At 60.6% G+C, this 24331-nt stretch carries 20 protein-coding genes and 2 tRNA genes; 20 read left to right on the plus strand and 2 right to left on the minus strand.

Annotation, left to right across the window (positions count from 1 at the left end):
* Window positions 1-26: 26 nt before the first annotated feature.
* Complete coding sequence (recN, locus tag OGV19_RS27345; RefSeq protein ID WP_264311509.1) at window positions 27-1700, minus strand: DNA repair protein RecN; 1674 nt, start codon at window positions 1698-1700, stop codon at window positions 27-29.
* Between the two features lie 193 nt (window positions 1701-1893).
* On the opposite strand from recN, the gene grpE reads away from it, so the two are divergent.
* From grpE to OGV19_RS27385, 8 genes are all read left to right on the plus strand, one after another.
* A complete protein-coding gene (grpE, locus tag OGV19_RS27350; protein WP_264311510.1) occupies window positions 1894-2448 on the plus strand; it encodes a nucleotide exchange factor GrpE in 555 nt (184 codons plus the stop codon).
* 101 nt (window positions 2449-2549) lie between these two features.
* Window positions 2550-4475 (plus strand): molecular chaperone DnaK, encoded by a 1926-nt coding sequence (gene dnaK, locus OGV19_RS27355; protein WP_264311511.1) that lies wholly within the window; start codon window positions 2550-2552, stop codon window positions 4473-4475.
* Between the two features lie 197 nt (window positions 4476-4672).
* The gene (dnaJ, locus tag OGV19_RS27360; protein WP_264311512.1) at window positions 4673-5797 is read left to right on the plus strand and encodes a molecular chaperone DnaJ; all 1125 of its coding nucleotides are present in this window, start codon (window positions 4673-4675) and stop codon (window positions 5795-5797) included.
* A gap of 13 nt (window positions 5798-5810) precedes the next feature.
* Window positions 5811-6617, plus strand: coding sequence for a 4-hydroxy-tetrahydrodipicolinate reductase (gene dapB / locus OGV19_RS27365; RefSeq protein WP_264311513.1), 807 nt, complete (start codon window positions 5811-5813; stop codon window positions 6615-6617).
* A gap of 255 nt (window positions 6618-6872) precedes the next feature.
* Window positions 6873-8009 carry a glutamine-hydrolyzing carbamoyl-phosphate synthase small subunit gene (gene carA / locus OGV19_RS27370; RefSeq protein ID WP_264311514.1) on the plus strand — a complete coding sequence of 379 codons (1137 nt, stop codon included), beginning with the start codon at window positions 6873-6875 and terminating at the stop codon, window positions 8007-8009.
* A 106-nt stretch (window positions 8010-8115) separates the two neighbouring features.
* Entirely contained in the window at window positions 8116-11337 is a 3222-nt protein-coding gene (gene carB, locus OGV19_RS27375) for a carbamoyl-phosphate synthase large subunit (protein WP_264311515.1), read from the plus strand.
* Entirely contained in the window at window positions 11334-11816 is a 483-nt protein-coding gene (gene greA / locus OGV19_RS27380; protein ID WP_264311516.1) for a transcription elongation factor GreA, read from the plus strand. The genes carB and greA overlap by 4 nt, the downstream gene beginning before the upstream one ends.
* The gene (locus OGV19_RS27385) at window positions 11794-12243 is read left to right on the plus strand and encodes an MFS transporter (protein WP_264311517.1); all 450 of its coding nucleotides are present in this window, start codon (window positions 11794-11796) and stop codon (window positions 12241-12243) included. The genes greA and OGV19_RS27385 overlap by 23 nt, the downstream gene beginning before the upstream one ends.
* Before the next feature lie 12 nt (window positions 12244-12255).
* On the opposite strand, the gene OGV19_RS27390 is transcribed toward OGV19_RS27385, so the two are convergent.
* The gene (locus tag OGV19_RS27390; protein ID WP_027595032.1) at window positions 12256-12564 is read right to left on the minus strand and encodes a YhbY family RNA-binding protein; all 309 of its coding nucleotides are present in this window, start codon (window positions 12562-12564) and stop codon (window positions 12256-12258) included.
* A 102-nt stretch (window positions 12565-12666) separates the two neighbouring features.
* On the opposite strand from OGV19_RS27390, the gene rlmE reads away from it, so the two are divergent.
* The 12 genes from rlmE (at window position 12667) to rbfA (ending at window position 24331) form a co-directional block, all read left to right on the plus strand.
* On the plus strand, window positions 12667-13293 hold the full coding sequence (gene rlmE / locus OGV19_RS27395) for a 23S rRNA (uridine(2552)-2'-O)-methyltransferase RlmE (protein ID WP_258703328.1): 627 nt from the start codon (window positions 12667-12669) through the stop codon (window positions 13291-13293).
* Window positions 13294-13496: 203 nt separating this feature from the next.
* The gene (ftsH, locus tag OGV19_RS27400) at window positions 13497-15401 is read left to right on the plus strand and encodes an ATP-dependent zinc metalloprotease FtsH (protein WP_264311518.1); all 1905 of its coding nucleotides are present in this window, start codon (window positions 13497-13499) and stop codon (window positions 15399-15401) included.
* An 8-nt stretch (window positions 15402-15409) separates the two neighbouring features.
* The gene (gene folP / locus OGV19_RS27405) at window positions 15410-16261 is read left to right on the plus strand and encodes a dihydropteroate synthase (protein ID WP_264311519.1); all 852 of its coding nucleotides are present in this window, start codon (window positions 15410-15412) and stop codon (window positions 16259-16261) included.
* 16 nt (window positions 16262-16277) lie between these two features.
* Window positions 16278-17618 carry a phosphoglucosamine mutase gene (gene glmM / locus OGV19_RS27410; RefSeq protein ID WP_264311520.1) on the plus strand — a complete coding sequence of 447 codons (1341 nt, stop codon included), beginning with the start codon at window positions 16278-16280 and terminating at the stop codon, window positions 17616-17618.
* Between the two features lie 65 nt (window positions 17619-17683).
* A complete protein-coding gene (gene tpiA / locus OGV19_RS27415) occupies window positions 17684-18439 on the plus strand; it encodes a triose-phosphate isomerase (protein ID WP_264311521.1) in 756 nt (251 codons plus the stop codon).
* Window positions 18440-18443: 4 nt separating this feature from the next.
* Window positions 18444-18839, plus strand: a complete 396-nt coding sequence (gene secG, locus OGV19_RS27420) for a preprotein translocase subunit SecG (protein ID WP_264311522.1) — start codon at window positions 18444-18446, stop codon at window positions 18837-18839.
* Between the two features lie 21 nt (window positions 18840-18860).
* A tRNA-Leu gene (locus OGV19_RS27425) sits at window positions 18861-18946 on the plus strand.
* A gap of 99 nt (window positions 18947-19045) precedes the next feature.
* Window positions 19046-19122, plus strand: a tRNA-Met gene (locus OGV19_RS27430).
* 132 nt (window positions 19123-19254) lie between these two features.
* Window positions 19255-19713 (plus strand): ribosome maturation factor RimP, encoded by a 459-nt coding sequence (rimP, locus tag OGV19_RS27435; RefSeq protein WP_264311523.1) that lies wholly within the window; start codon window positions 19255-19257, stop codon window positions 19711-19713.
* 59 nt (window positions 19714-19772) lie between these two features.
* The gene (gene nusA / locus OGV19_RS27440; RefSeq protein WP_027595024.1) at window positions 19773-21254 is read left to right on the plus strand and encodes a transcription termination factor NusA; all 1482 of its coding nucleotides are present in this window, start codon (window positions 19773-19775) and stop codon (window positions 21252-21254) included.
* 27 nt (window positions 21255-21281) lie between these two features.
* Window positions 21282-23816 carry a translation initiation factor IF-2 gene (gene infB / locus OGV19_RS27445; RefSeq protein WP_264311524.1) on the plus strand — a complete coding sequence of 845 codons (2535 nt, stop codon included), beginning with the start codon at window positions 21282-21284 and terminating at the stop codon, window positions 23814-23816.
* 116 nt (window positions 23817-23932) lie between these two features.
* A complete protein-coding gene (gene rbfA, locus OGV19_RS27450) occupies window positions 23933-24331 on the plus strand; it encodes a 30S ribosome-binding factor RbfA (protein WP_264311525.1) in 399 nt (132 codons plus the stop codon).

Genomic DNA, 24331 nt, shown 5'->3' on the forward strand with positions numbered 1-24331 from the left:
CGCCTTTGTGCTTTTGGGGTGGGCAATCAAGCCTTGCCGCTGACCACCATCTTGCGCGCATGCGCCAGGGATTCCTTGGTCAGGTCGATGCCGCCCAGCATGCGCGCCACTTCCTCGACCCGCTCGCGCTTGCCCAGGCTGGCCACCGCCGTGTGGGTGGTGTCGCTGTTGCGCACCTTGTGCACGAACAGGTGGTGATGCCCTTGCGCCGCGACCTGTGGCAGGTGGGTCACGGTCAGTACCTGGCCGCGGTCACCCAGCCGGCGCAGCAGTTGGCCGACGATCTCGGCCGTAGGGCCGCCGATGCCCACGTCGACTTCGTCGAACACCAGGGTAGGGATGCGCGAGGTCTGCGCGGTAATCACCTGGATCGCCAGGCTGATGCGTGACAGCTCGCCACCCGAAGCCACCTTGGCCAGGCCCTTGAGCGGTTGCCCAGGGTTAGCGCTTACCAGCAATTCGATCTGCTCCAGGCCGTGGGGCGACAGGTCGTTGCCTTCGTTAGGGGTGAGTTCGATACAGAAGCGCCCCCCCGGCATGCCCAGGCGTTGGACTTCTTGCTCGACGGCGACCGCCAGTTGTTGAGCGGCCTGCTGGCGCAAGGCGCTCAGCTCGCGCGCCCGTTCCTTGTAGTGCTGGGCGTAGGCGGCCAGCTCTTCGCCCAGGCGCTCGATCGACTCGTCGCTGGCATTGAGGCTTTCCAGCTCTTCCATCAGCCGCTGCTGCAGATGCGGCAGTTCGGTGGGGTGCACGCGGTGCTTGCGGGCCAGGGTATAGATGGTGTCGAGACGCTCTTCCAGGGCCTGCAGGCGCATTGGGTCGGCGTCGAAGTGATCGAGAAAGCGATTGAGCTCGCCCACGGCTTCCTCGACCTGGATCTGTGCACTGGCGATCAGGGTGGCGGCCTCGCCCAGGGCCTTGGGCGAGTTGGTGGCGGCGCCCAACCGGTTGAGGCTGGAGGTGAGGGCGCTGAGCACATTGCCCGAGTCGCTCTCGCTGCACTGGTCGATGACCTGGCGGCAGATGCCGAACAGCGCTTCGGCATTGGTCAGGTTCTTGTGTTCCTGCTCTAGCTGCTCCAGCTCGTTTTCGCCCAGGCCCAGGTTGTCCAGCTCTTCTAGCTGATAGCTGAGCAGTTGGTGGCGGGCGCGTTGCTCGTCACCTGAATTGGACAGGCGTTCCCGCTCAAGGCGGGTCTGGTTCCAGCGTTTGGCGGCCAGTTGTACCTGGCGGGCCAGGTCGATGGCGCCGGCGTACTCGTCCAGCAGGCGCCGATGGGTATCGGTCTTGAGCAGTGACTGATGCTCATGCTGGCTGTGGATGTCGATCAGCAGTTCGCCGAGCGACTTGAGGTCGCCCAGTGGGCAGGGCGTGCCGTTGATGTAACCGCGGCTGCGACCTTCGGCGGTGATGACCCGGCGCAGGATGCACGGGCCATCGTTGTCCAGATCACGTTCGGCCAGCCAGGTGCGGGCTTCGGGGATGTCGGCCAGGTCGAAGGTGGCGAGGATGTCTGCCTTGTCTGCGCCGGGGCGCACCACGCCACTGTCTGCGCGGTCGCCGAGGGTCAGGCCGAGGGCGTCGAGCATGATCGATTTGCCTGCGCCGGTCTCGCCCGTGATGACGGACATGCCGCGGGCAAGTTCGAGGTCGAGGTGTTCGACGATGGCGTAGTTGTGAATGGACAGGTGCACCAGCATGTGGGCGGCTCCCGAAGGGTCAGGTCTGGTTATTTATACAGTACTTTTTTCCACCCTGACAATGCCCGTTCGGAGATTCTCATAAGGCCCGGAAAACCATGCTGCCCCTTGAAGCTGGTTTTTCCGGCCCCATATAGCCGACAACAAAGGCGAGCCTGGCTCGTAATCCAGAAATTTGCGCAGGAGAGACCCAATGGCTGACGAACAGCTGAATGAGAAAGACCTTAACGTCGAAGAGACCGGTGCAGAGAATGTCGGCGCCCGTGTTCTGGAGCTCGAGGAACAGCTGGCCGCCGCCAAGGATCAGTCGCTGCGTGTCGCTGCAGAAGCGCAGAACAGCATTCGTCGCGCTGAGCAGGAGGTCGAGAAGGCCCGCAAGTTCGCCCTCGAGAAGTTTTCTGGCGACCTGCTGCCGGTGATCGACAGCCTGGAGATGGCCCTGGCGCATCTCAAACCTGACGACGAACAAGTCAAGAGCACGCGTGAAGGCGTCGAGCTGACCCTGAAGATGTTCCAGGACACCCTCAAGCGCTACAACCTCGAAGCCGTCGATCCGCACGGCCAGCCGTTCAACCCTGAGCACCACCAGGCCATGGCCATGCAGGAAAACGGCGAAGTAGAGCCGAACAGCGTATTGAACGTGTTCCAGAAGGGCTACCTGCTCAACGGCCGCCTGCTGCGCCCCGCCATGGTGGTGGTCAGCAAGGCGCCGAGCGCAGCGCAACCTTCGATCAATGAAAAGGCTTGAAATCCACCGGGGCAACCCCATCTAGGTGTCAAGCCTTCAAGTATTACTGCAGTTGGCCAAAGTAGTCGCTGCTACCAAATTCAAGTTTCGGGAGAGTTAACATGGGCAAAATCATCGGTATCGACCTGGGGACCACCAACTCGTGTGTCTCCATCCTGGAAAACGGTAACGTCAAAGTCATCGAAAACGCCGAGGGTGCGCGTACTACCCCTTCGATCGTGGCTTACGCCAACGATGGCGAAATCCTGGTAGGTCAGTCGGCCAAGCGCCAGGCTGTCACCAACCCGCACAACACCCTGTTCGCAGTGAAGCGCCTGATTGGCCGCCGCTTCGATGAGCAAGTCGTGCAGAAAGACATTCAGCTGGTTCCGTACAAAATCGCCAAGGCTGACAACGGTGACGCCTGGGTCGAAGTCAACGGCCAGAAAATGGCGCCGCCACAAATCAGCGCCGAAGTGCTGAAGAAAATGAAGAAGACCGCCGAAGACTACCTCGGCGAGCCTGTTACCGAGGCGGTCATCACCGTTCCGGCCTACTTCAACGACAGCCAGCGTCAGGCCACCAAAGACGCCGGCCGCATCGCGGGTCTGGACGTAAAACGTATCATCAACGAGCCGACCGCTGCTGCACTGGCGTACGGCATGGACAAGGCCAAGGGCGACCACACTGTCATCGTTTATGACCTGGGTGGCGGTACCTTCGACGTTTCGGTCATCGAAATTGCCGAAGTTGACGGTGAGCACCAGTTCGAAGTACTGGCTACCAACGGCGACACCTTCCTGGGTGGCGAAGACTTCGACATGCTGCTGATCGACTACCTCGTCGAGGAGTTCAAGAAAGAGTCCGGCATGAACCTGAAGGGCGACCCGCTGGCCATGCAGCGCCTGAAAGAAGCTGCTGAAAAGGCCAAGATCGAGCTGTCGTCCGCTCAGTCGACCGATGTCAACCTGCCGTACATCACTGCAGACGCCACCGGTCCTAAGCACCTGAACGTGAAGATCTCCCGCGCCAAGCTGGAGTCGCTGGTAGAAGACTTGGTGCAACGCACCATCGAGCCTTGCCGCATCGCGCTGAAAGACGCCGGCATCGACGCCAGCAAGATCGACGACGTGATCCTGGTCGGCGGCCAGACCCGTATGCCGCTGGTACAGAAAACCGTTGCCGACTTCTTCGGCAAGGAAGCACGCAAGGACGTCAACCCGGACGAAGCCGTCGCCATGGGCGCCGCCATCCAGGGTGCCGTTCTGGCCGGTGATGTGAAAGACGTACTGCTGCTGGACGTCAGCCCGCTGACCCTGGGTATCGAAACCATGGGTGGCGTGATGACCGCGCTGATCGAGAAGAACACCACCATTCCGACCAAGAAGTCGCAGGTGTTCTCGACTGCCGACGACAACCAGGGCGCAGTGACCATTCACGTGCTGCAGGGTGAGCGCAAGCAAGCTTCGCAGAACAAGTCGTTGGGCAAGTTCGACCTGGCCGAGATTCCACCAGCGCCACGCGGTGTTCCGCAGATCGAAGTGACCTTCGACATCGACGCCAACGGCATTCTGCACGTCGGCGCGAAAGACAAGGCCACCGGTAAGGCTCAGTCGATCGTGATCAAGGCCAACTCCGGCCTGTCGGATGAAGAAGTCGAGCGCATGGTGCGTGATGCCGAGGCCAATGCCGAGGAAGACCGCAAGTTCGAAGAGCTGGCCGCTGCCCGTAACCAGGGTGATGCGCTGGTTCACTCGACCCGCAAGATGGTCGCTGATGCAGGTGACAAGGTCACCGCTGAAGAGAAAACCGCCATCGAAGCGGCTGTGGTTGCCCTGGAAGCCGCTGTCAAAGGCGACGACAAGGCCGCGATTGACGCCAAGGTCGAAGAGCTGTCCAAGGTCTCCGCACCGGTTGCCCAGAAGATGTACGCCGAGCAGTCGGCTGAACAACCTCAGGGTGGCGCGCAGCAGGCCGAGCCGGAAGCCAAGCACGATGACGTGGTTGACGCCGAGTTCGAAGAAGTGAAAGGCGACGACAAGAAGTAATCGTTGCATGTTGTCGGCCAGCTCACCGGCGGTTGTCGGTGAGCTGGTAGGATGTCGCCGCGCGGGGGCTTGCTCCCGCGTTGGCGTATCTGGAATTCGAGAATTTTTACAGCATTTGTCTAGGCCCTTCGTGGTATTCGGGCAGGTGCTGATGGCGCGGCGCGGATGCCGAACGCCCAACAAGGTGCAAATGACCTATGTCCAAGCGTGATTATTATGAGGTCCTGGGTGTCGAGCGCGGCGCCAGTGAAGCTGACCTGAAAAAGGCTTATCGCCGGCTGGCGATGAAGTTCCACCCAGACCGCAACCCGGGTGACAAAGAGTCGGAAGACAAGTTCAAGGAGGCCAACGAGGCCTACGAAGTACTGTCTGACGCGAGCAAGCGTGCGGCGTTCGACCAGTACGGCCATGCCGGCGTCGACCCAAGCATGGGTGGCGGCGGTGCAGGCTTTGGCGGTGCCAACTTCTCTGACATCTTTGGCGATGTGTTCAGTGACTTCTTCGGCGGTGGCCGTGGCGGTGGTCGTGGCGGCGCCCAGCGTGGCAGCGACCTGCGCTACACGCTGGAGCTGAACCTGGAAGAAGCGGTGCGTGGCACCACGGTCAATATCCGCGTGCCCACGCTGGTCAACTGCACGCCTTGCGATGGCTCCGGCGCGAAGAAGGGCTCGACCCCATCGACCTGCCCGACCTGCGGCGGTATCGGCCAGGTGCGCATGCAGCAAGGCTTCTTCTCGGTGCAGCAGACCTGCCCGCGTTGCCATGGCCAGGGCAAGATCATCACCGACCCTTGCGGCGCGTGCCAGGGCGAAGGCCGTGTCGAGGAATACAAGACGCTGTCGGTCAAGGTGCCGGCGGGTGTCGATACCGGTGACCGCATTCGCCTGTCGGGCGAGGGCGAGGCCGGTACCCATGGTGGCCCGACTGGCGACCTGTACGTGGTCATCAGCGTGCGTGAGCACGAGATTTTCCAGCGCGATGGCAAGCACCTGTACTGCGAAGTGCCGATCAGCTATACCGATGCGGCCCTGGGTGGCGAGCTGGAAGTGCCGACCCTCGATGGCCGCGTGAAGCTGAAGATTCCGGAAGGTACCCAGACCGGCAAGCAGTTCCGCTTGCGGGGCAAGGGTGTTGCGCCGGTGCGTGGCGGTGGTGCGGGCGACCTGCTGTGCCGTGTGGCGGTGGAAACCCCGGTCAACCTCAGCCGTCGTCAGCGCGAGCTGCTCGAAGAGCTGCGTGACTCGCTGGAAGGCGACAGCTCCCATTCGCCCAAGGCCAGTGGCTGGTTCGATGGTGTGAAGCGCTTCTTCGGCGATCTCTGACAAGGAACAGGTTATGCGACGTATTGCGGTAATGGGCGCAGCAGGGCGGATGGGCAAGGTCCTGATCGAGGCTGTTCAGCATCAGGCCCCGAAGGCTGGCCTGACGGCTGCCATCCATCGTCCGGACAGCACCCTGGTGGGTGCCGATGCTGGCGAGCTGGCGGGGTTGGGGCGCATTGGCGTGCCAATCGTCGATGATCTGCACAAGGTCATTGACGAGTTCGACGTGCTGATCGACTTCACGCACCCTTCGGTGACCCTGAAGAACCTGGCCTTCTGCCGTAAGCACGGCAAGGCCATGATCATCGGTACCACTGGCTTCAGCGTCGAAGAGAAGCAATTGCTGGCTGACGCGGGCAAGGAAATTCCGATCGTGTTCGCCGCCAACTTCAGTGTGGGTGTCAACCTCAGCCTCAAGCTGCTGGACATGGCGGCGCGGGTGCTGGGTGATGATGTCGACATCGAGATCATCGAGGCGCACCACCGGCACAAGGTCGATGCGCCGTCGGGTACTGCGCTGCGCATGGGCGAAGTGGTTGCCAATGCGTTGGGCCGTGACCTGCAGGAGGTGGCAGTGTATGGCCGTGAAGGCCAGACAGGCGCGCGTGATCGCAAGACCATCGGCTTCGCCACTGTGCGTGCCGGTGACGTAGTGGGTGACCACACCGTGCTGTTCGCCGCCGAAGGCGAGCGCCTGGAAATCACCCACAAGGCGTCGAGCCGCATGACGTTTGCCAAGGGTGCGGTACGTGCTGCGCTGTGGCTGGACGGGCGCGAGCCGGGCCTGTACGACATGCAGGATGTGCTCGAACTGCGCTGAGCCGTTCGAGCTGCGGTGGTCTCTTCGCGGGCAAGCCACCGCAGTTCATCAGGTCTGTCGCAATCATGTGTTTTAGAGACACATATACGGTAGACCCAAAACGCACTTTTCTGTAAGCTACAGCTTTAGTGTGTCCACTAAAAGCGCGCAGCGAATTGAATTCAGCACATGAAAGCGGGGTGACGTGTCCATACGTCACTCCGCTTTTTTGCAACCTGCGATCGCCCTTTCATGCTTGATTTACGGGAGGTCTTCTTGACAAAGCCAGCCATACTCGCCCTTGCCGACGGCAGTATTTTTCGCGGTGAAGCCATCGGTGCCGACGGTCAGACCGTTGGTGAGGTGGTATTCAACACCGCTATGACCGGCTACCAGGAAATCCTTACAGACCCTTCCTACGCCCAGCAAATCGTTACCCTGACCTATCCGCACATTGGCAACACCGGCACCACGCCGGAAGACGCCGAGTCGAACCGCGTCTGGTCCGCCGGCCTGGTCATCCGTGACCTGCCGCTGCTGGCCAGCAACTGGCGTAACACCCAGTCGCTGCCTGACTACCTCAAGGCCAACAACGTCGTCGCCATCGCTGGCATCGACACCCGTCGCCTGACCCGTATCCTGCGTGAAAAGGGCGCTCAGAACGGCTGCATCCTCGCCGGTGACAACATCAGCGAAGAAGCCGCCATCGCCGCTGCCCGCGCCTTCCCGGGCCTCAAGGGCATGGACCTGGCCAAGGTCGTTTCCACCACGGAGCGCTACGAGTGGCGCGAAAGCGTCTGGGAACTGAAAACCGACAGCCACCCGACCCTGGAAGCCTCCGAGCTGCCCTACCACGTGGTCGCCTTCGACTACGGCGTCAAGCTGAACATCCTGCGCATGCTGGTTGCCCGTGGCTGCCGCGTGACCGTGGTGCCTGCCCAGACCCCAGCCAGCGAAGTGCTCGCCCTCAACCCCGATGGCGTGTTCCTGTCCAACGGCCCTGGCGACCCTGAGCCGTGCGACTACGCGATCCAGGCGATCAAAGAGATCCTCGAAACCGAGATCCCGGTATTCGGCATCTGCCTGGGCCACCAGCTGCTGGCGTTGGCCTCCGGCGCCAATACCCTGAAAATGGGCCACGGCCACCATGGCGCCAACCACCCCGTCCAGGACCTGGACACCGGTGTGGTCATGATCACCAGCCAGAACCACGGTTTCGCCGTTGACGAAGCCACCCTGCCGGGCAATGTCCGCGCCATCCACAAGTCGCTGTTCGACGGCACCCTGCAGGGTATCGAGCGCACCGACAAGAGCGCGTTCAGCTTCCAGGGCCACCCTGAAGCGAGCCCAGGCCCGACTGACGTCGCGCCACTGTTCGATCGTTTCACTGATGCCATGGCCAAGCGCCGCTGAGCATCCTGCATCAAGGCCCCGGGCCGGCTCGCGCCGCGCCCGGAAGCGCCTGACCCAGATTGTTCAAGACGGCTTGCCGACTGACCCGCGGATTTGAGTGACAACCATGCCAAAACGTACAGACATTAAAAGCATCCTGATTCTCGGCGCTGGCCCGATCGTGATCGGCCAGGCCTGCGAATTCGACTACTCCGGCGCCCAGGCTTGTAAAGCCCTGCGCGAGGAAGGTTTCCGCGTCATCCTGGTGAACTCCAACCCAGCCACCATCATGACCGACCCGTCGATGGCCGACGCTACCTACATCGAGCCGATCAAGTGGCAGTCGGTAGCCAAGATCATCGAAAAAGAACGCCCAGACGCGGTCCTGCCGACCATGGGTGGCCAGACCGCACTGAACTGCGCCCTGGACCTGGAGCGCCATGGCGTTCTGGAGAAGTTCGGCGTAGAGATGATCGGTGCCAACGCTGACACCATCGACAAGGCAGAAGACCGTTCGCGCTTCGACAAGGCGATGAAGGACATCGGCCTGGAGTGCCCGCGCTCCGGTATCGCCCACAGCATGGAAGAGGCCTATGCGGTCCTCGAAAAGCTCGGCTTCCCGTGCATCATTCGCCCGTCGTTCACCATGGGCGGCACCGGTGGCGGTATTGCTTACAACCGTGAAGAATTCGAAGAAATCTGCACCCGTGGTCTGGACCTGTCGCCGACCAAAGAGCTGCTGATCGACGAATCGCTGATCGGCTGGAAAGAGTACGAGATGGAAGTGGTCCGCGACAAAAAGGACAACTGCATCATCGTCTGCTCGATCGAAAACTTCGACCCGATGGGCGTGCACACCGGTGACTCGATCACCGTTGCCCCTGCGCAGACCCTGACCGACAAGGAATACCAGATCATGCGCAACGCCTCGCTGGCGGTGCTGCGTGAAATCGGTGTCGAAACTGGCGGTTCCAACGTGCAGTTCGGTATCTGCCCAGACACCGGCCGCATGGTCGTCATCGAGATGAATCCGCGCGTATCGCGTTCGTCCGCCCTGGCTTCGAAGGCCACCGGCTTCCCGATCGCCAAGATCGCCGCCAAGCTGGCCATTGGTTACACCCTCGACGAGCTGCAGAACGACATCACCGGCGGCCGCACCCCAGCGTCCTTCGAGCCGTCGATCGACTACGTCGTCACCAAGCTGCCGCGTTTCGCCTTCGAGAAGTTCCCGAAAGCCGACGCCCGCCTGACCACCCAGATGAAGTCCGTGGGTGAAGTCATGGCCATCGGCCGTACCTTCCAGGAGTCCCTGCAGAAAGCCCTGCGCGGCCTGGAAGTCGGTGCCTGCGGTCTGGACCCGAAAGTCGACCTGGCCAGCCCAGAAGCTGCCAGCATCCTCAAGCGCGAGCTGACCGTGCCGGGCGCCGAGCGCATCTGGTACGTCGCCGACGCCATGCGCTTGGGCATGACCTGCGAAGAGATCTTTGCCCTGACCGGCATCGACATGTGGTTCCTGGTTCAGATGGAAGATCTGATCAAGGAAGAAGAGAAGGTCAAGACCCTCGCCCTGTCGGCCATCGACAAGAACCTGATGCTGCGCCTCAAGCGCAAGGGCTTCTCGGACCAGCGTTTGGCTGTGCTGCTCGGCATCACCGACAAGAACCTGCGTCGCCACCGCCACAAGCTGGAAGTGTTCCCGGTCTACAAGCGCGTCGACACCTGCGCTGCCGAGTTCGCCACCGACACCGCCTACCTGTACTCGACCTACGAGGAAGAGTGCGAGGCCAACCCGTCGACCCGCGACAAAATCATGATTCTGGGTGGCGGCCCTAACCGTATCGGCCAAGGCATCGAGTTCGACTACTGCTGCGTACACGCGGCACTGGCCCTGCGTGAAGACGGTTACGAGACCATCATGGTCAACTGCAACCCAGAAACCGTCTCCACCGACTACGACACATCCGACCGTCTGTACTTCGAGCCGCTGACCTTGGAAGACGTGCTGGAAGTCTGCCGCGTCGAGAAGCCGAAGGGCGTGATCGTCCATTACGGCGGCCAGACCCCGTTGAAACTGGCGCGCGCCCTGGAAGAGGCCGGCGTACCGATCATCGGTACCAGCCCAGACGCCATCGACCGTGCCGAAGACCGTGAGCGTTTCCAGCAGATGGTTCAGCGCCTGAACTTGCTGCAGCCGCCAAACGCCACCGTGCGCAGCGAAGAAGAGGCAATCCGTGCCGCTGGCGGTATCGGTTACCCGCTGGTGGTGCGCCCGTCCTACGTGCTGGGTGGCCGCGCCATGGAGATCGTCTACGAACTGGACGAGCTCAAGCGCTACCTGCGTGAGGCGGTACAGGTTTCCAACGACAGCCCGGTACTGCTCGACCACTTCCTCAACTGCGCCATCGAGATGGACGTGGATGCGGTCTGCGACGGCACTGACGTGGTGATCGGCGCGATCATGCAGCACATCGAGCAGGCGGGTGTTCACTCCGGTGACTCGGCGTGCTCGCTGCCACCGTACTCGCTGCCGGCCCACGTGCAGGACGAAGTCCGCGAACAGGTCAAGAAAATGGCCTTGGAGCTGGGCGTAGTCGGCCTGATGAACGTTCAGCTGGCCCTGCAGGGCGACAAGATCTACGTGATCGAAGTCAACCCGCGCGCTTCGCGTACCGTACCGTTCGTCTCCAAGTGCATCGGCACCTCCCTGGCGATGATCGCGGCCCGTGTCATGGCTGGCAAAACCCTGAAAGAGATCGGTTTCACCCAGGAAATCATCCCGAACTTCTACAGCGTCAAGGAAGCCGTCTTCCCGTTCGCCAAGTTCCCAGGGGTTGACCCGATCCTCGGCCCTGAGATGAAATCGACCGGTGAAGTCATGGGCGTCGGCGATAGCTTCGGTGAAGCCTTCGCCAAGGCCCAGATGGGTGCCAGCGAAGTGTTGCCGACCGGCGGTACTGCGTTCATCAGCGTGCGTGACGACGACAAGCCACAAGTGGCTGGCGTTGCCCGCGACCTGATCGCCCTGGGCTTCGAAGTGGTTGCTACTGCCGGCACCGCCAAGGTTATCGAGGCGGCAGGCCTGAAAGTGCGCCGTGTGAACAAAGTGACCGAAGGTCGCCCGCACGTGGTAGACATGATCAAGAACGACGAAGTGTCGCTGATCATCAACACCACCGAAGGCCGTCAGTCGATCGCTGATTCCTACTCGATTCGTCGCAATGCGCTGCAGCACAAGATTTACTGCACCACCACCATTGCGGCCGGTGAAGCCATCTGCGAAGCGTTGAAGTTTGGTCCTGAGAAGACCGTTCGTCGCTTGCAGGATCTGCATGCAGGACTCAAAGCATGAGCATTACCAAATACCCGATGACCGTCCAGGGCGCTCGCGCCCTGGAAGAAGAGCACCTTTTCCTGAGCAAGACCGAGCGCCCGCGCTTGAGTCAGGCCATTGGTGAGGCGCGCGAGCTGGGCGATCTCAAGGAAAACGCCGAATACCATGCCGCCCGTGAGGAGCAGGGCATGGTCGAAGCGCGTATCCGCGATATCGAAGGCCGCCTGCAGAACTCGGTCGTGATCGACGTGACCACCATTGCCCATACCGGCAAGGTCATTTTCGGCACCACCGTTGAGCTGGCCAATACCGAGACCGACGAGCGGGTGAAGTACCAGATCGTTGGTGAGGACGAAGCCAACATCAAGCTCGGCAAGCTTTCGGCAGGTGCGCCGATTGCCCGTGCCATCATCGGCAAGGAAGAAGGCGACATCGTCGTCATCAAGACGCCAAGCGGCACGGTCGAGTACGAGATTGTCGAAGTCCAGCACATCTGACCGGCGCCTGCGGGCGCCATCCCTTGAAGGGATCCTCTGGCAGCTGGCCCAGGTTTTCTGGGTCGGCGGCTTGTGGGTGTTCCATGTGGGGCTGGTGCCCGCGCTCAAAGTCACTGGCTTGGCGCCGTTGCTGGTGCAGGACGTCGCTGGCCAGATCGATCGTTGGTTGGTCGGGGTGGCGCTGCTTGGGTTGTTGACCCAGTTGGCGGTATTGGCGAGGGTGGACGGCCTGTCAGCCTGGTGGCGGCAGTTCCGTGGGCAGATGCTGTTGCTCGGCTTTGGCGCTTGCGTCAGCTACTACACGTTGCGCTACGGGGTTTCCGTGGGCGAGCGTTGGCAGATGTTCTGTTTTCTGGTGCTGGGTTTTTCCGGCATCGTGCTGGTAGCCCAACCAGTACCGGTCAGGGCGCGCCAGGCGCGCCACTGATCGGAGCCGCTGTTACTTGAAGCGGTGGATGTTGGACAGCTGTTTGTTAGGCTGTGGGTTCTTGCGGTAGATCAGCGCTTTCTTGCCGATGGTCTGCACCAGCTCAGCGCGGCCGACCTTGCACAATTCGGCAATGGCGGCGGCACGTTCTTCACGATCTTCGGAGCGAATCTCGACCTTGATCAGTTCATGATCGGCGAGTGCGCGTTCCAGTTCGGCGGCAACGCCTTCGTTAACACCGTTGCCAGCAACGATCAGGACCGGCTTCAGGTCATGACCAATGGACTTGTATTGCTTCTTCTGCTCGTTATTGAGCGGCATAATCTGACCCTTTCCGTCTGATTCTGTAAAATTGACAGGCATTTTACCCGAGGGCCCCTGGCTCCGCCCAGTCAATCACGACGCATATCATCGAGGTGCCCCGTGGTACAACGTTCCAAAAGCAGCGCTAACTGGCTGCGAGAGCATTTTAACGACCCTTTTGTGAAGCAGGCGCAGAAGGATGGCTACCGCTCGCGTGCGAGCTACAAACTGCTGGAGATCCAGGAGAAAGACCGCCTGATCCGCCCTGGCATGAGTGTGATCGACCTGGGCGCTGCGCCTGGTGGCTGGTCGCAGGTGACCAGTCGTCTGATTGGTGGCCAAGGCCGTCTGATCGCCTCGGACATCCTGGAAATGGACTCGATCCCTGACGTTACCTTCATTCAAGGCGACTTCACTCAGGATGAAGTCCTGCAGCAGATCCTCGACGCCGTCGGTGATTCTCACGTAGACCTTGTGATTTCCGACATGGCCCCCAATATGAGTGGTACGCCTGAGGTGGATATGCCACGCGCCATGTTCCTGTGCGAATTGGCACTGGACCTGGCCACCCGCGTGCTCAAGCCTGGTGGTGACTTCCTCATCAAGATTTTCCAGGGCGAAGGCTTTGACATGTACCTAAAGGACGTGCGCACCAAGTTCGACAAGGTACAGATGCGCAAGCCATCGTCTTCGCGGGATCGCTCGCGTGAGCAGTACCTGCTGGGTAAAGGTTTCAAAGGCGTGTGAAAGGCGTGCTACGGGATGGTCGATAGTTAATTCCAATCGGCCGCCCCGTCTGTATCGTCCGAACTTCGTGTAGTCTAGGTTTCACAAAGGGTTACAGACGGTGCCTGCGGATGCGTAGGTAATGTAGTAAGTTAGGGCGATGAATATCATGCGAGGCACGGCTGCGTCGTGCGCCGGCCTCAGAGGGTAGCGAATTGAACGACATGGCAAAGAATCTGATCCTGTGGTTGATCATCGCGGCTGTCCTGGTGACAGTGATGAACAACTTCTCCAGCCCTAACGAGCCGCAGACCCTCAACTACTCCGACTTCATCCAACAGGTTAAAGACGGGAAAGTCGAGCGTGTGACCGTCGACGGCTACATCATTACCGGCAAGCGTGCCGACGGCGACAACTTCAAGACCGTGCGCCCGGCCATTACCGACAATGGCCTGATCGGCGACCTGGTCGACAACCACGTCGTCGTCGAAGGCAAGCAGCCTGAGCAACAGAGCATCTGGACTCAGTTGCTGGTAGCCAGCTTCCCGATCCTGGTAATCATTGCGGTATTCATGTTCTTCATGCGCCAGATGCAAGGTGGCGCGGGCGGCAAAGGCGGGCCGATGAGTTTCGGCAAGAGCAAGGCGCGCCTGCTGTCCGAAGATCAGGTCAAGACCACCCTGGCTGACGTCGCAGGTTGCGACGAAGCCAAGGAAGAGGTCGGCGAACTGGTCGAGTTCCTGCGCGACCCGGGCAAGTTCCAGCGCCTCGGCGGCCGTATTCCGCGCGGTGTGCTGATGGTCGGCCCTCCGGGTACCGGTAAGACTCTGCTGGCCAAGGCCATCGCAGGTGAGGCGAAAGTGCCGTTCTTCACCATTTCCGGTTCGGACTTCGTTGAAATGTTCGTTGGTGTGGGTGCCAGCCGTGTGCGCGACATGTTCGAGCAGGCCAAGAAGCACGCGCCATGCATCATCTTCATCGACGAAATCGATGCCGTTGGTCGCCACCGTGGCGCCGGCATGGGCGGTGGTCACGACGAGCGTGAACAAACCCTCAACCAGTTGCTGGTAGAGATGGACGGCTTCGAGATGAACGATGGCATCATCGTCATCGCCGCCACCAACCGTCCAGACGTCCTCGATCCGGCGCTGCTGCGTCCTGGTCGTTTCGACCGCCAGGTGGTGGTCGGCCTGCCGGACATTCGCGGTCGTGAGCAGATCCTCAAGGTGCACATGCGCAAGGTGCCGGTTGGCGAGAACGTCAACCCGGCGGTCATTGCCCGTGGCACTCCAGGCTTCTCCGGTGCCGATCTGGCCAACCTGGTCAACGAAGCTTCGCTGTTTGCCGCCCGCTCCAACAAGCGCCTGGTCGAAATGAAAGAGTTCGAACTGGCCAAAGACAAGATCATGATGGGCGCAGAGCGCAAGTCCATGGTCATGTCCGAGAAGGAAAAGCAGAACACCGCCTACCACGAAGCCGGTCACGCCATCGTGGGTCGCCTGGTGCCTGAGCATGACCCGGTCTACAAGGTCTCTATCATCCCGCGTGGTCGTGCCCTGGGTGTGACCATGTTCCTGCCTGAGGAAGACCGTTACAGCCTGTCCAAGCGTGCGCTGATCAGCCAGATCTGCTCGCTGTACGGCGGCCGTATCGCCGAAGAGATGACCCTGGGCTTCGATGGCGTCACCACCGGTGCCTCCAACGACATCATGCGTGCCAGCCAGATTGCCCGGAACATGGTCACCAAGTGGGGCCTTTCCGAGAAGCTTGGCCCGTTGATGTATGCTGAAGAAGAGGGTGAGGTGTTCCTCGGCCGTAGTGCCGGCAGCCAGCACGCCAGCGTGTCGGGCGAAACCGCCAAGCTGATCGACTCGGAAGTGCGCAGCATCATCGATCAGTGCTACGCCACTGCCAAGCAACTGCTGACCGACAACCGCGACAAGCTCGATGCCATGGCTGACGCGCTGATGAAGTACGAGACCATCGACGCCGAGCAGATCGACGATATCATGGCCGGCCGTACCCCTCGCGAACCGCGGGACTGGGATGGTGACTCGGCTTCAGGTACCCCTGCAGCCCAGGGTGATCGCCCAGAATCGCCGATTGGCGGCCCAGCGGCTCAACACTAAGGGCATCTATGAGTTCAGTGCAGTACCCAACCCGGTTGCCTTGCGGCAACCGGGTTCTTGATTTGTCGCGTACCCATGTCATGGGTATCCTCAATATCACCCCCGACTCCTTCTCCGATGGCGGGCGCTTCAGTCAGCGCGACGCAGCGCTGCGCCATGCCGAAGCGATGGTGGCCGCCGGCGCCACGCTGATCGACATCGGTGGCGAATCCACCCGCCCAGGTGCGCGTGCAGTGTCCGTGACCGAAGAAATCGAGCGCGTGGCGCCGATGGTCGAGGCGATAAGCAGCTGTCTGGATGTGGTCATTTCGGTCGATACGTCCACGCCTGCGGTGATCCGTGAGTCTGCGCGGCTGGGGGCTGGCCTGATCAACGACGTTCGCGCCCTGGAGCGCGATGGTGCCCTGGACGCCGCGGCTGATACCGGTCTGCCGGTCTGCCTGATGCACATGCGTGGCGAGCCGGGCAACATGCAGGACGACCCGCATTACGATGATGTGACGGCTGACGTAACGCGATATCTTGAGCAACGGATGGCCGCCTGCGCATCGGCGGGCATCGATGCAAGCAGAATCATTCTTGACCCAGGCTTCGGTTTTGCCAAAACGCTGGCGCACAACCTGAGCCTGTTCAAGCACATGGAAGCGCTCTATCGCCTTGGGCGCCCACTGTTGGTGGGCGTTTCACGAAAGAGCATGATCGGCCTGACGCTGGATCGTCCGGTCGGCGAGCGTTTGTACGGCAGCTTGGCGCTGGCAGCGTTGGCCATGACCAAGGGGGCGAGCATCCTTCGCGTCCATGATGTGGCCGAAACTGTCGATGTAGTACGCATGATCGCTGCGGTACAAAACGCCGAATAAGAACATTGGAGTCGCTATGAGCAGAAAATACTTTGGTACCGACGGCATTCGTGGCCGCGTCGGCGAATTCCCGATTACGCCGGACTTCATGCTGAAGCTCGGTTGGGCGGCCGGCATGGCCTTCCGCAAGCAAGGCCATTGCCGTGTGCTGGTGGGCAAGGACACGCGTATTTCCGGTTACATGTTCGAATCTGCACTCGAAGCCGGGCTTTCCGCGGCCGGTGCCGATGTGATGCTGCTCGGGCCGATGCCGACCCCGGCCATCGCCTACCTGACGCGCACGTTCCACGCCGAAGCCGGCATTGTCATCAGCGCTTCGCACAATCCGCACGATGACAACGGCATCAAGTTCTTCTCTGGCCAGGGCACCAAGCTGCCTGACGAAGTCGAGCTGATGATCGAAGAGCTGCTCGATCAGCCCATGACGGTGGTTGAGTCGGGCAAGCTGGGCAAGGTCTCGCGTATCAACGACGCGGCCGGCCGTTATATCGAGTTCTGCAAGAGCAGCGTGCCGTCGAGCACACTCTTCGAAGGGCTCAAGCTGGTGGTCGATTGCGCCCACGGCGCCACGTACAAGGTCGCGCCGAGCGTGTTCCGCGAGCTGGGTGCCGACGTGACCATTCTGAATGCTCAGCCCGACGGGCTGAACATCAACGAAGGCTGCGGCTCGACCCACATCGAGTCACTGCAGGCTGCTGTCCTGGTCGGTCATGCGGACCTCGGTATTGCCTTTGATGGCGACGGTGACCGGGTGTTGATGGTCGATCACACCGGTGCCATCGTCGATGGTGACGAATTGCTGTTCATCATCGCGCGTGACCTGCATGACCGCGGCAAGCTGCAGGGCGGGGTAGTGGGTACGCTGATGAGCAACCTGGGCCTTGAGCTTGCGCTCAAGGAGCTGGACATTCCGTTCGTGCGGGCCAAGGTTGGCGACCGTTACGTCATGGCCGAGCTGCTCGAGCGCGAGTGGCTGGTCGGTGGCGAAAACTCCGGGCATGTCGTGTGCTGCAACCACACCACCACCGGTGATGCGATCATCGCCGCACTGCAGGTGCTGATGGCGCTCAAGCGTCGCGCAGAGACGCTGGCCCAGGCCCGTCAGGCCCTGCGCAAGTGCCCTCAGGTGCTGATCAACGTGCGCTATGGGGCAAGCAAGGTCGACCCTCTGGAGCACCCAGCGGTCAAGGAAGCCAGTGCCAAGGTTACCGAGGCAATGGCCGGTCGTGGTCGCGTGCTGCTGCGCAAATCCGGCACCGAGCCGTTGGTGCGGGTCATGGTCGAAGGCGATGACGAAAGTCAGGTTCGCGCCCATGCCGAAGCGCTGGCGAAACTGGTCGGCGAAGTTTGTGTCTGAAGGCGCTTGCCAGCGCAGATCTGGTTGGGTAAGATCTGCGCCCACTTTGACCGACGAGGTAAAGCATGCGTCGCCCCATGGTAGCTGGTAACTGGAAGATGCACGGTACCCGCGCCAGCGTCGCTGAGCTGACCGAGGGCTTGAGCAATCTCGCCCTGCCGAGCGGAGTGGAAGTCGCGGTGTTTCCACCGGCCTTGTTCATCAATCAAGTGATCGATGGCCTGGCAGGTAAAGAAATAACTGTCGGCGCACAGAATTCTGCTGTACAACCCGAACAGGGTGCGCTGACCGGGGAAGTTTCCCCGGAGCAGCTGGCCGAAGTGGGCTGCAAGTTGGTGTTGGTCGGGCATTCGGAGCGTCGTCAGATCATTGGCGAAAGTGATGAAGTGCTTAACCGCAAGTTTGCAGCCGCACAGGCTAAAGGTTTGAAGCCAGTGCTTTGCATAGGGGAAACCCTTGAAGAGCGCGAGGCGGGCAAGACACTCGAAGTTGTCGGGCGTCAACTAAGCAGTATCATCGAAGCGTTCGGTGTTAAGGCTTTTGCCAATGCAGTAATTGCTTATGAGCCTGTATGGGCCATCGGCACTGGCCTAACGGCCACGCCACAACAGGCTCAGGATGTGCACGCAGCCATCCGCGGTCAGTTGGCGGCAGAAGATGCTGAAGTGGCTGCGAAGGTGCAGCTGCTCTACGGCGGCAGCGTGAAGGCGGCCAATGCGGCCGAACTGTTCGGCATGCCGGATATCGATGGGGGGCTCATTGGTGGAGCGTCCCTGAACGCAGACGAATTCGGTGCAATTTGTCGCGCCGCAGGAAACTGAACAAATGCTGGAAACAGTCATCGTTGTTTTTCATCTGTTGGCAGCGCTGTCGCTAGTAGTGCTGGTTCTGTTGCAACAGGGTAAGGGTGCGGAAGCGGGTGCATCTTTCGGCGCAGGTGCTTCAAATACTGTGTTCGGAAGCCAGGGTTCTGCAACCTTCCTAAGTAAATTCACTGCAATACTCGCTGCCACTTTCTTTTTGACAGCACTTGGGTTAGGATACTTCGCCAAGGAACAAGCTCACAAGCTGACCCAGGCGGGCCTTCCAGATCCAGCAGTGTTGGAAGTGAAAGAGCAGAAGCCGGCAGTAAATGATGATGTACCGGTGCTCCAACAGCAGAAGAGCGAAACCACTCCTACAACGGGTGATGTACCTCCTCCGGCTCAAGAGCAGAAGTAACGGGTTTCAAGATGTAGTATTGCCGAGGTGGTGGAATTGGTAGACACGCAACCTTGAGGTGGTTGTGCCCATAGGGTGTAGGGGTTCGAGTCCCCTTCTCGGTACCAATTGAAGCAAGAGAGCCCGCTTTAAGCGGGCTTTCTTGTAGGTGGAGGTTGGATTGACCCAGTACAGGGTTCGGTCTTATACTTTCGCCCCAGCTTTGTCGCGGGGTGGAGCAGCTTGGTAGCTCGTCGGGCTCATAACCCGAAGGTCGTTGGTTCAAATCCAGCCCCCGCAACCAGCTTCAGCGGAGCCCCTTTTCAGGGGCTTTTTGCTAGCCGAACAGTTTTTTCGGCGTCGTTGTCCAACGGCGCTTTCAGGGATGGGCGCTTCGCCCATTTTTTATTTGCACAGCATGCACGAGGGGGTTCAGGTGTCGAGCAAGCTAGAACAGTTGCAGGCCTTGTTGGCCCCGGTGGTTACGGGGCTGGGCTTTGAATGCTGGGGGATCGAGTTCGTCTCCCAGGGCAAGCATTCGGTACTACGCGTCTATATCGACAAAGAAGGCGGGATTCTGGTGGACGACTGCGCAATCGTCAGCCGCCAGATCAGCGGTGTTCTCGATGTAGAAGATCCGATCAGCTCTGAATACACCCTTGAGGTGTCCTCTCCAGGCATGGAACGCCCACTGTTCACGCTTGAACAGTTTGCCTCGCATGCCGGCGAACAAGTGAAGATCAAGCTGCGCTCACCCTTCGAGGGTCGTCGTAACTTCCAGGGCCTTCTCCGCGGTGTGGAGGAGCAGGATGTGGTGGTCCAGGTGGACGACCAGGAGTTCCTGTTGCCGATCGACTCGATCGACAAGGCCAATATTATTCCCAGTTTTGACTGAGACGTGCCGGGCCCGGCGGACTATCCGGGCCTAATGGCTTGCGCAAGGCGAGGCGTACGATGAGCAAAGAAGTACTGCTGGTTGTTGAATCGGTATCCAACGAAAAAGGTGTACCGCCCGGCGTCATTTTCGAAGCGCTGGAAGTGGCCCTGGCCACTGCAACCAAAAAACGTTTTGAGGACGAAGTCGACCTGCGTGTGGAAATCAACCGCCACACCGGTAGCTACGAGACCTTCCGTCGCTGGACCGTGGTCGATGAAGCCGATCTTGATGATCCGGCGATCGAGACCTGGTTGAGCAAGATTCACGAGACCCACCCTGAAGCCAAGGTCGGTGACGTGATCGAGGAGAAGATCGAGTCTATCGAGTTCGGTCGTATCGCCGCCCAGACCGCCAAGCAGGTCATCGTGCAGAAGGTCCGTGAGGCCGAGCGCGCCCAGGTGGTCGATGCCTACCGCGAACGCGTGGGTGAGATCATCTCCGGTACCGTCAAAAAAGTTACCCGCGACAACGTCATCGTTGACCTGGGCAACAACGCCGAGGCCTTGCTGGCTCGCGAAGACATCATTCCCCGCGAGACTTTCCGGGTTGGCGTGCGCCTGCGTGCACTGCTCAAGGAAATCCGCACTGAAAACCGTGGTCCTCAGCTGATCCTGTCGCGCACTGCGCCACAGATGCTGATCGAGCTTTTCCGCATTGAAGTGCCGGAAATTGCCGAGGGCCTCATTGAAGTCATGGCTGCCTCCCGTGATCCGGGTTCGCGAGCCAAGATCGCCGTCCGCTCCAAGGACAAGCGTATCGACCCGCAAGGTGCCTGTATCGGCATGCGCGGTTCGCGCGTCCAGGCCGTATCCGGAGAGTTGGGTGGTGAGCGTGTGGATATCGTCCTCTGGGACGATAACCCGGCGCAGTTCGTCATCAACGCCATGTCGCCGGCTGAAGTCGCGGCGATTATCGTTGACGAGGATGCCCATGCCATGGACATCGCCGTCGCCGAAGACAACCTTGCCCAGGCCATTGGCCGTGGCGGTCAGAACGTTCGTTTGGCCAGTCAGTTGACCGGCTGGACCTTGAACGTGATGACCGAAAAGGACATCCAGGCCAAGCAGCAAGCAGAAACCGGTGACATCCTGCGCAATTTCATCGATGAACTGGAAGTCGACGAGGAGCTGGCCCAAGTGCTGGTCGACGAAGGCTTTACCAGCCTCGAAGAAATTGCCTACGTACCGTTGGAAGAAATGCTCAACATCGATGGCTTTGACGAAGATATCGTCAATGAGCTCCGCGCTCGAGCCAAGGACCGTTTGTTGACCAAGGCCATCGCTACCGAAGAAAAACTGGCAGACGCCCATCCGGCCGAAGACCTGCTCTCCCTTGAGGGCATGGACAAGGACCTGGCGGCGGAACTGGCGGTGCGCGGCGTGGTTAACCGCGAAGACCTGGCCGAGCAGTCGATCGACGATCTGCTCGACATCGACGGCATCGACGAAGAGCGTGCCGGCAAGTTGATCATGGCCGCCCGAGCCCACTGGTTCGAGTAATTAGGCGCGGCCTGAGGAGAGAAGTGCATGACGCAAGTCACGGTGAAAGAACTGGCCCAAGAGGTCGAGGCACCGGTAGAGCGCCTGCTGCAGCAGATGCGTGAGGCAGGTCTGCCGCACACCGACGCCGGTCAGGTAGTGACCGACAATGAGAAGCAGACTCTGCTGACTCATTTGAAAAGCAGCCACAAGAGCAAGGCGGAAGAGCCGCGCAAGATTACCTTGCAGCGCAAAACCACCAGCACCCTGCGTGTCGCCGGTAGCAAGAGCATTAGCGTAGAAGTACGCAAGAAGAAAGTTTTCGTTCAGCGCAGCCCGGAAGAGATCCAGGCTGAGCAGAAGCGCGAGCAAGATGAGCGCCGTGCGGCGGAAAACGCTGCGCGTGACAAGGTTGACGCCGACGTTCGCCAGCGCAACGAAGAGCAGGCCCGTCGTCAGTCCGCTGATGCCGCCCCTGCAGCCCCAGCTGCCAAGCCGGCTGCCGCGCCTGCCGCTGCCGCCGCAGCTGCCCCTGCACCGGTAGTCGCTGACGCGCCGGCATCGGAAGATGCCGCTGCACGTGCCGCCGAGCGCAAGAAAGACGAGACCCGTCGCAACGAAAGCCGCACTCGCGATGACGATCGTCGTCGTGGCGAAGCGCCTCGCGTGTCGATCAAGGTCAAGGTCAAGGAGAAGGAAAAAGCGCCGACTCCACGTGCTGCTCCGCGTACTACCGAAGAAGAGAGCGATGGCGGTCGTCGCGGTGGTCGTGGCAAGGGCAAGCTGAAGAAGCGTAATGCTCATGGCTTCCAGAGCCCGACTGGCCCCGTCATCCGTGACGTGACCATCGGCGAGACGATTACCGTCTCTGAACTGGCCAACCAGATGTCCGTCAAGGGCGCTGAAGTGGTCAAGTTCATGTTCAAGATGGGTACTCCGGTCACCATCAACCAGGTGCTCGACCAGGAAACCGCTCAGCTGATCGCAGAAGAGCTGGGCCACAAGGTCAAGCTGGTCAGCGATACTGCGCTGGAAGACTCCCTGGCCGAATCGCTGAAGTTCGAAGGTGAAGCCACGTCGCGTGCCCCGGTCGTTACCGTCATGGGCCACGTTGACCACGGTAAGACCTCGCTGCTCGACTACATCCGTCGTGCCAAGGTTGCTGCTGGCGAAGCCGGCGGTATCACCCAGCACATCGGCGCCTACCACGTGGAAACCGACCGCGGCATGGTCACCTTCCTCGATACCCCGGGCCACGCTGCGTTCACTCAAATGCGTGCTCGTGGTGCCAAGGCGACCGACATCGTCATCCTGGTGGTGGCGGCGGACGACGGCGTGATGCCGCAAACCCGTGAAGCCGTTCAGCATGCCAAGGCTGCTGGCGTCCCACTGGTTGTCGCAGTGAACAAGATCGACAAGCCAGGTGCGGACCTCGATCGTATCCGCAACGAGCTGTCCGTCGAAGGCGTTACCTCCGAGGACTGGGGTGGTGACACGCCGTTCGTCAAGGTTTCGGCGAAGATGGGTACCGGTGTTGACGAACTGCTCGAAGCCGTTCTGCTGCAGGCCGAGATCCTCGAACTGACCGCTACTCCGACCGCTCCTGGTCGTGGTGTCGTCGTCGAATCGCGCCTGGACAAGGGCCGTGGCCCAGTGGCCACCATCCTGGTTCAGGACGGTACCCTGCGTCAGGGCGACATGGTGCTGTGCGGTTCCAACTATGGCCGCGTACGTGCCATGCTCGACGAGAACGGCAAGCCTGTGAAGGAAGCTGGCCCGTCGATCCCGGTCGAGATCCTCGGCCTGGACGGTACCCCGGAAGCCGGTGACGAGCTGTCCGTGGTTGCTGACGAGAAGAAAGCCCGTGAAGTTGCCCTGTTCCGTCAAGGCAAGTACCGCGAGGTCAAGCTGGCCCGTGCTCACGCCGGCAAGCTGGAAAACATCTTCGAGACCATGGGTCAGGAAGAGAAGAAGACCCTCAACATCGTCCTCAAGACCGATGTGCGTGGTTCCCTGGAAGCGTTGAACGGCTCGCTCGGCGGCCTGGGCAACGACGAAGTACAGGTTCGCGTGATCGGTGGTGGCGTTGGTGGTATCACCGAGAGCGACGCCAACCTGGCGCTGGCGTCCAACGCGGTGCTGTTCGGCTTCAACGTGCGTGCCGATGCCGGTGCGCGCAAGATCGTCGAGCAGGAAGGTCTGGATATGCGTTACTACAACGTGATCTACGACATCATCGAAGACGTCAAGAAAGCCCTGACCGGCATGCTCGGCAGCGATGTTCGCGAGAACATCCTGGGTGTCGCCGAAGTGCGTGATGTGTTCCGTTCGCCGAAGTTCGGCGCCGTCGCTGGCTGTATGGTCATCGAAGGTACCGTGTACCGCAACCGTCCGATCCGCGTACTGCGCGAGGACGTTGTGATCTTCGAAGGCGAGCTGGAATCGCTGCGTCGCTTCAAGGACGACGCTGCCGAAGTACGTTCGGGCATGGAGTGCGGTATTGGCGTCAAGAGCTACAACGACGTCAAGGTCGGCGACAAGATCGAAGTCTTCGAGAAAGTCCAGGTGGCTCGTACCCTCTAAGGGCGAGCTTGCCGCAAGCCCCCGCTACAGGGCGGTTGGCGGCGCCTTTATAGGTAGCGCCCGGTCAGGCATCAGCCTGACCGGGCGTTTGCCGCTTTAAGTTACAGGTAGCAAGAATGGCCAAAGAATATAGCCGTACCCAACGTATCGGTGATCAGATGCAGCGCGAGCTGGCCGAACTGATCCGCCGCGAAGTCAAAGATCCACGTGTCGGTCTGGTGACCATCACTGCCGTGGATGTCAGCCGTGACGTGGGCCATGCCAAGGTGTTCATCACCGTCATGGGCGAGGAAACGCCGGATGCCGTGCAGCAGTCGCTCAAGGCGCTGAACAGCGCCGCCAGCTTCCTGCGCCTGCACCTGGGCCGCTCGATGCAACTGCGCAGCGTGCCCCAGCTGCATTTCCACTTCGATGAAAGCGTCAGCCGCGGTGTACACCTGTCGGCGCTGATCGAGCGTGCAGTGGCCGAAGACCGCCTGCACAAGGATACCGACGAGCTGGACACCAAGGAGTAA

This window comes from Pseudomonas putida (assembly GCF_025905425.1).
Taxonomy (GTDB): Bacteria; Pseudomonadota; Gammaproteobacteria; order Pseudomonadales; family Pseudomonadaceae; genus Aquipseudomonas; species Aquipseudomonas putida_AF.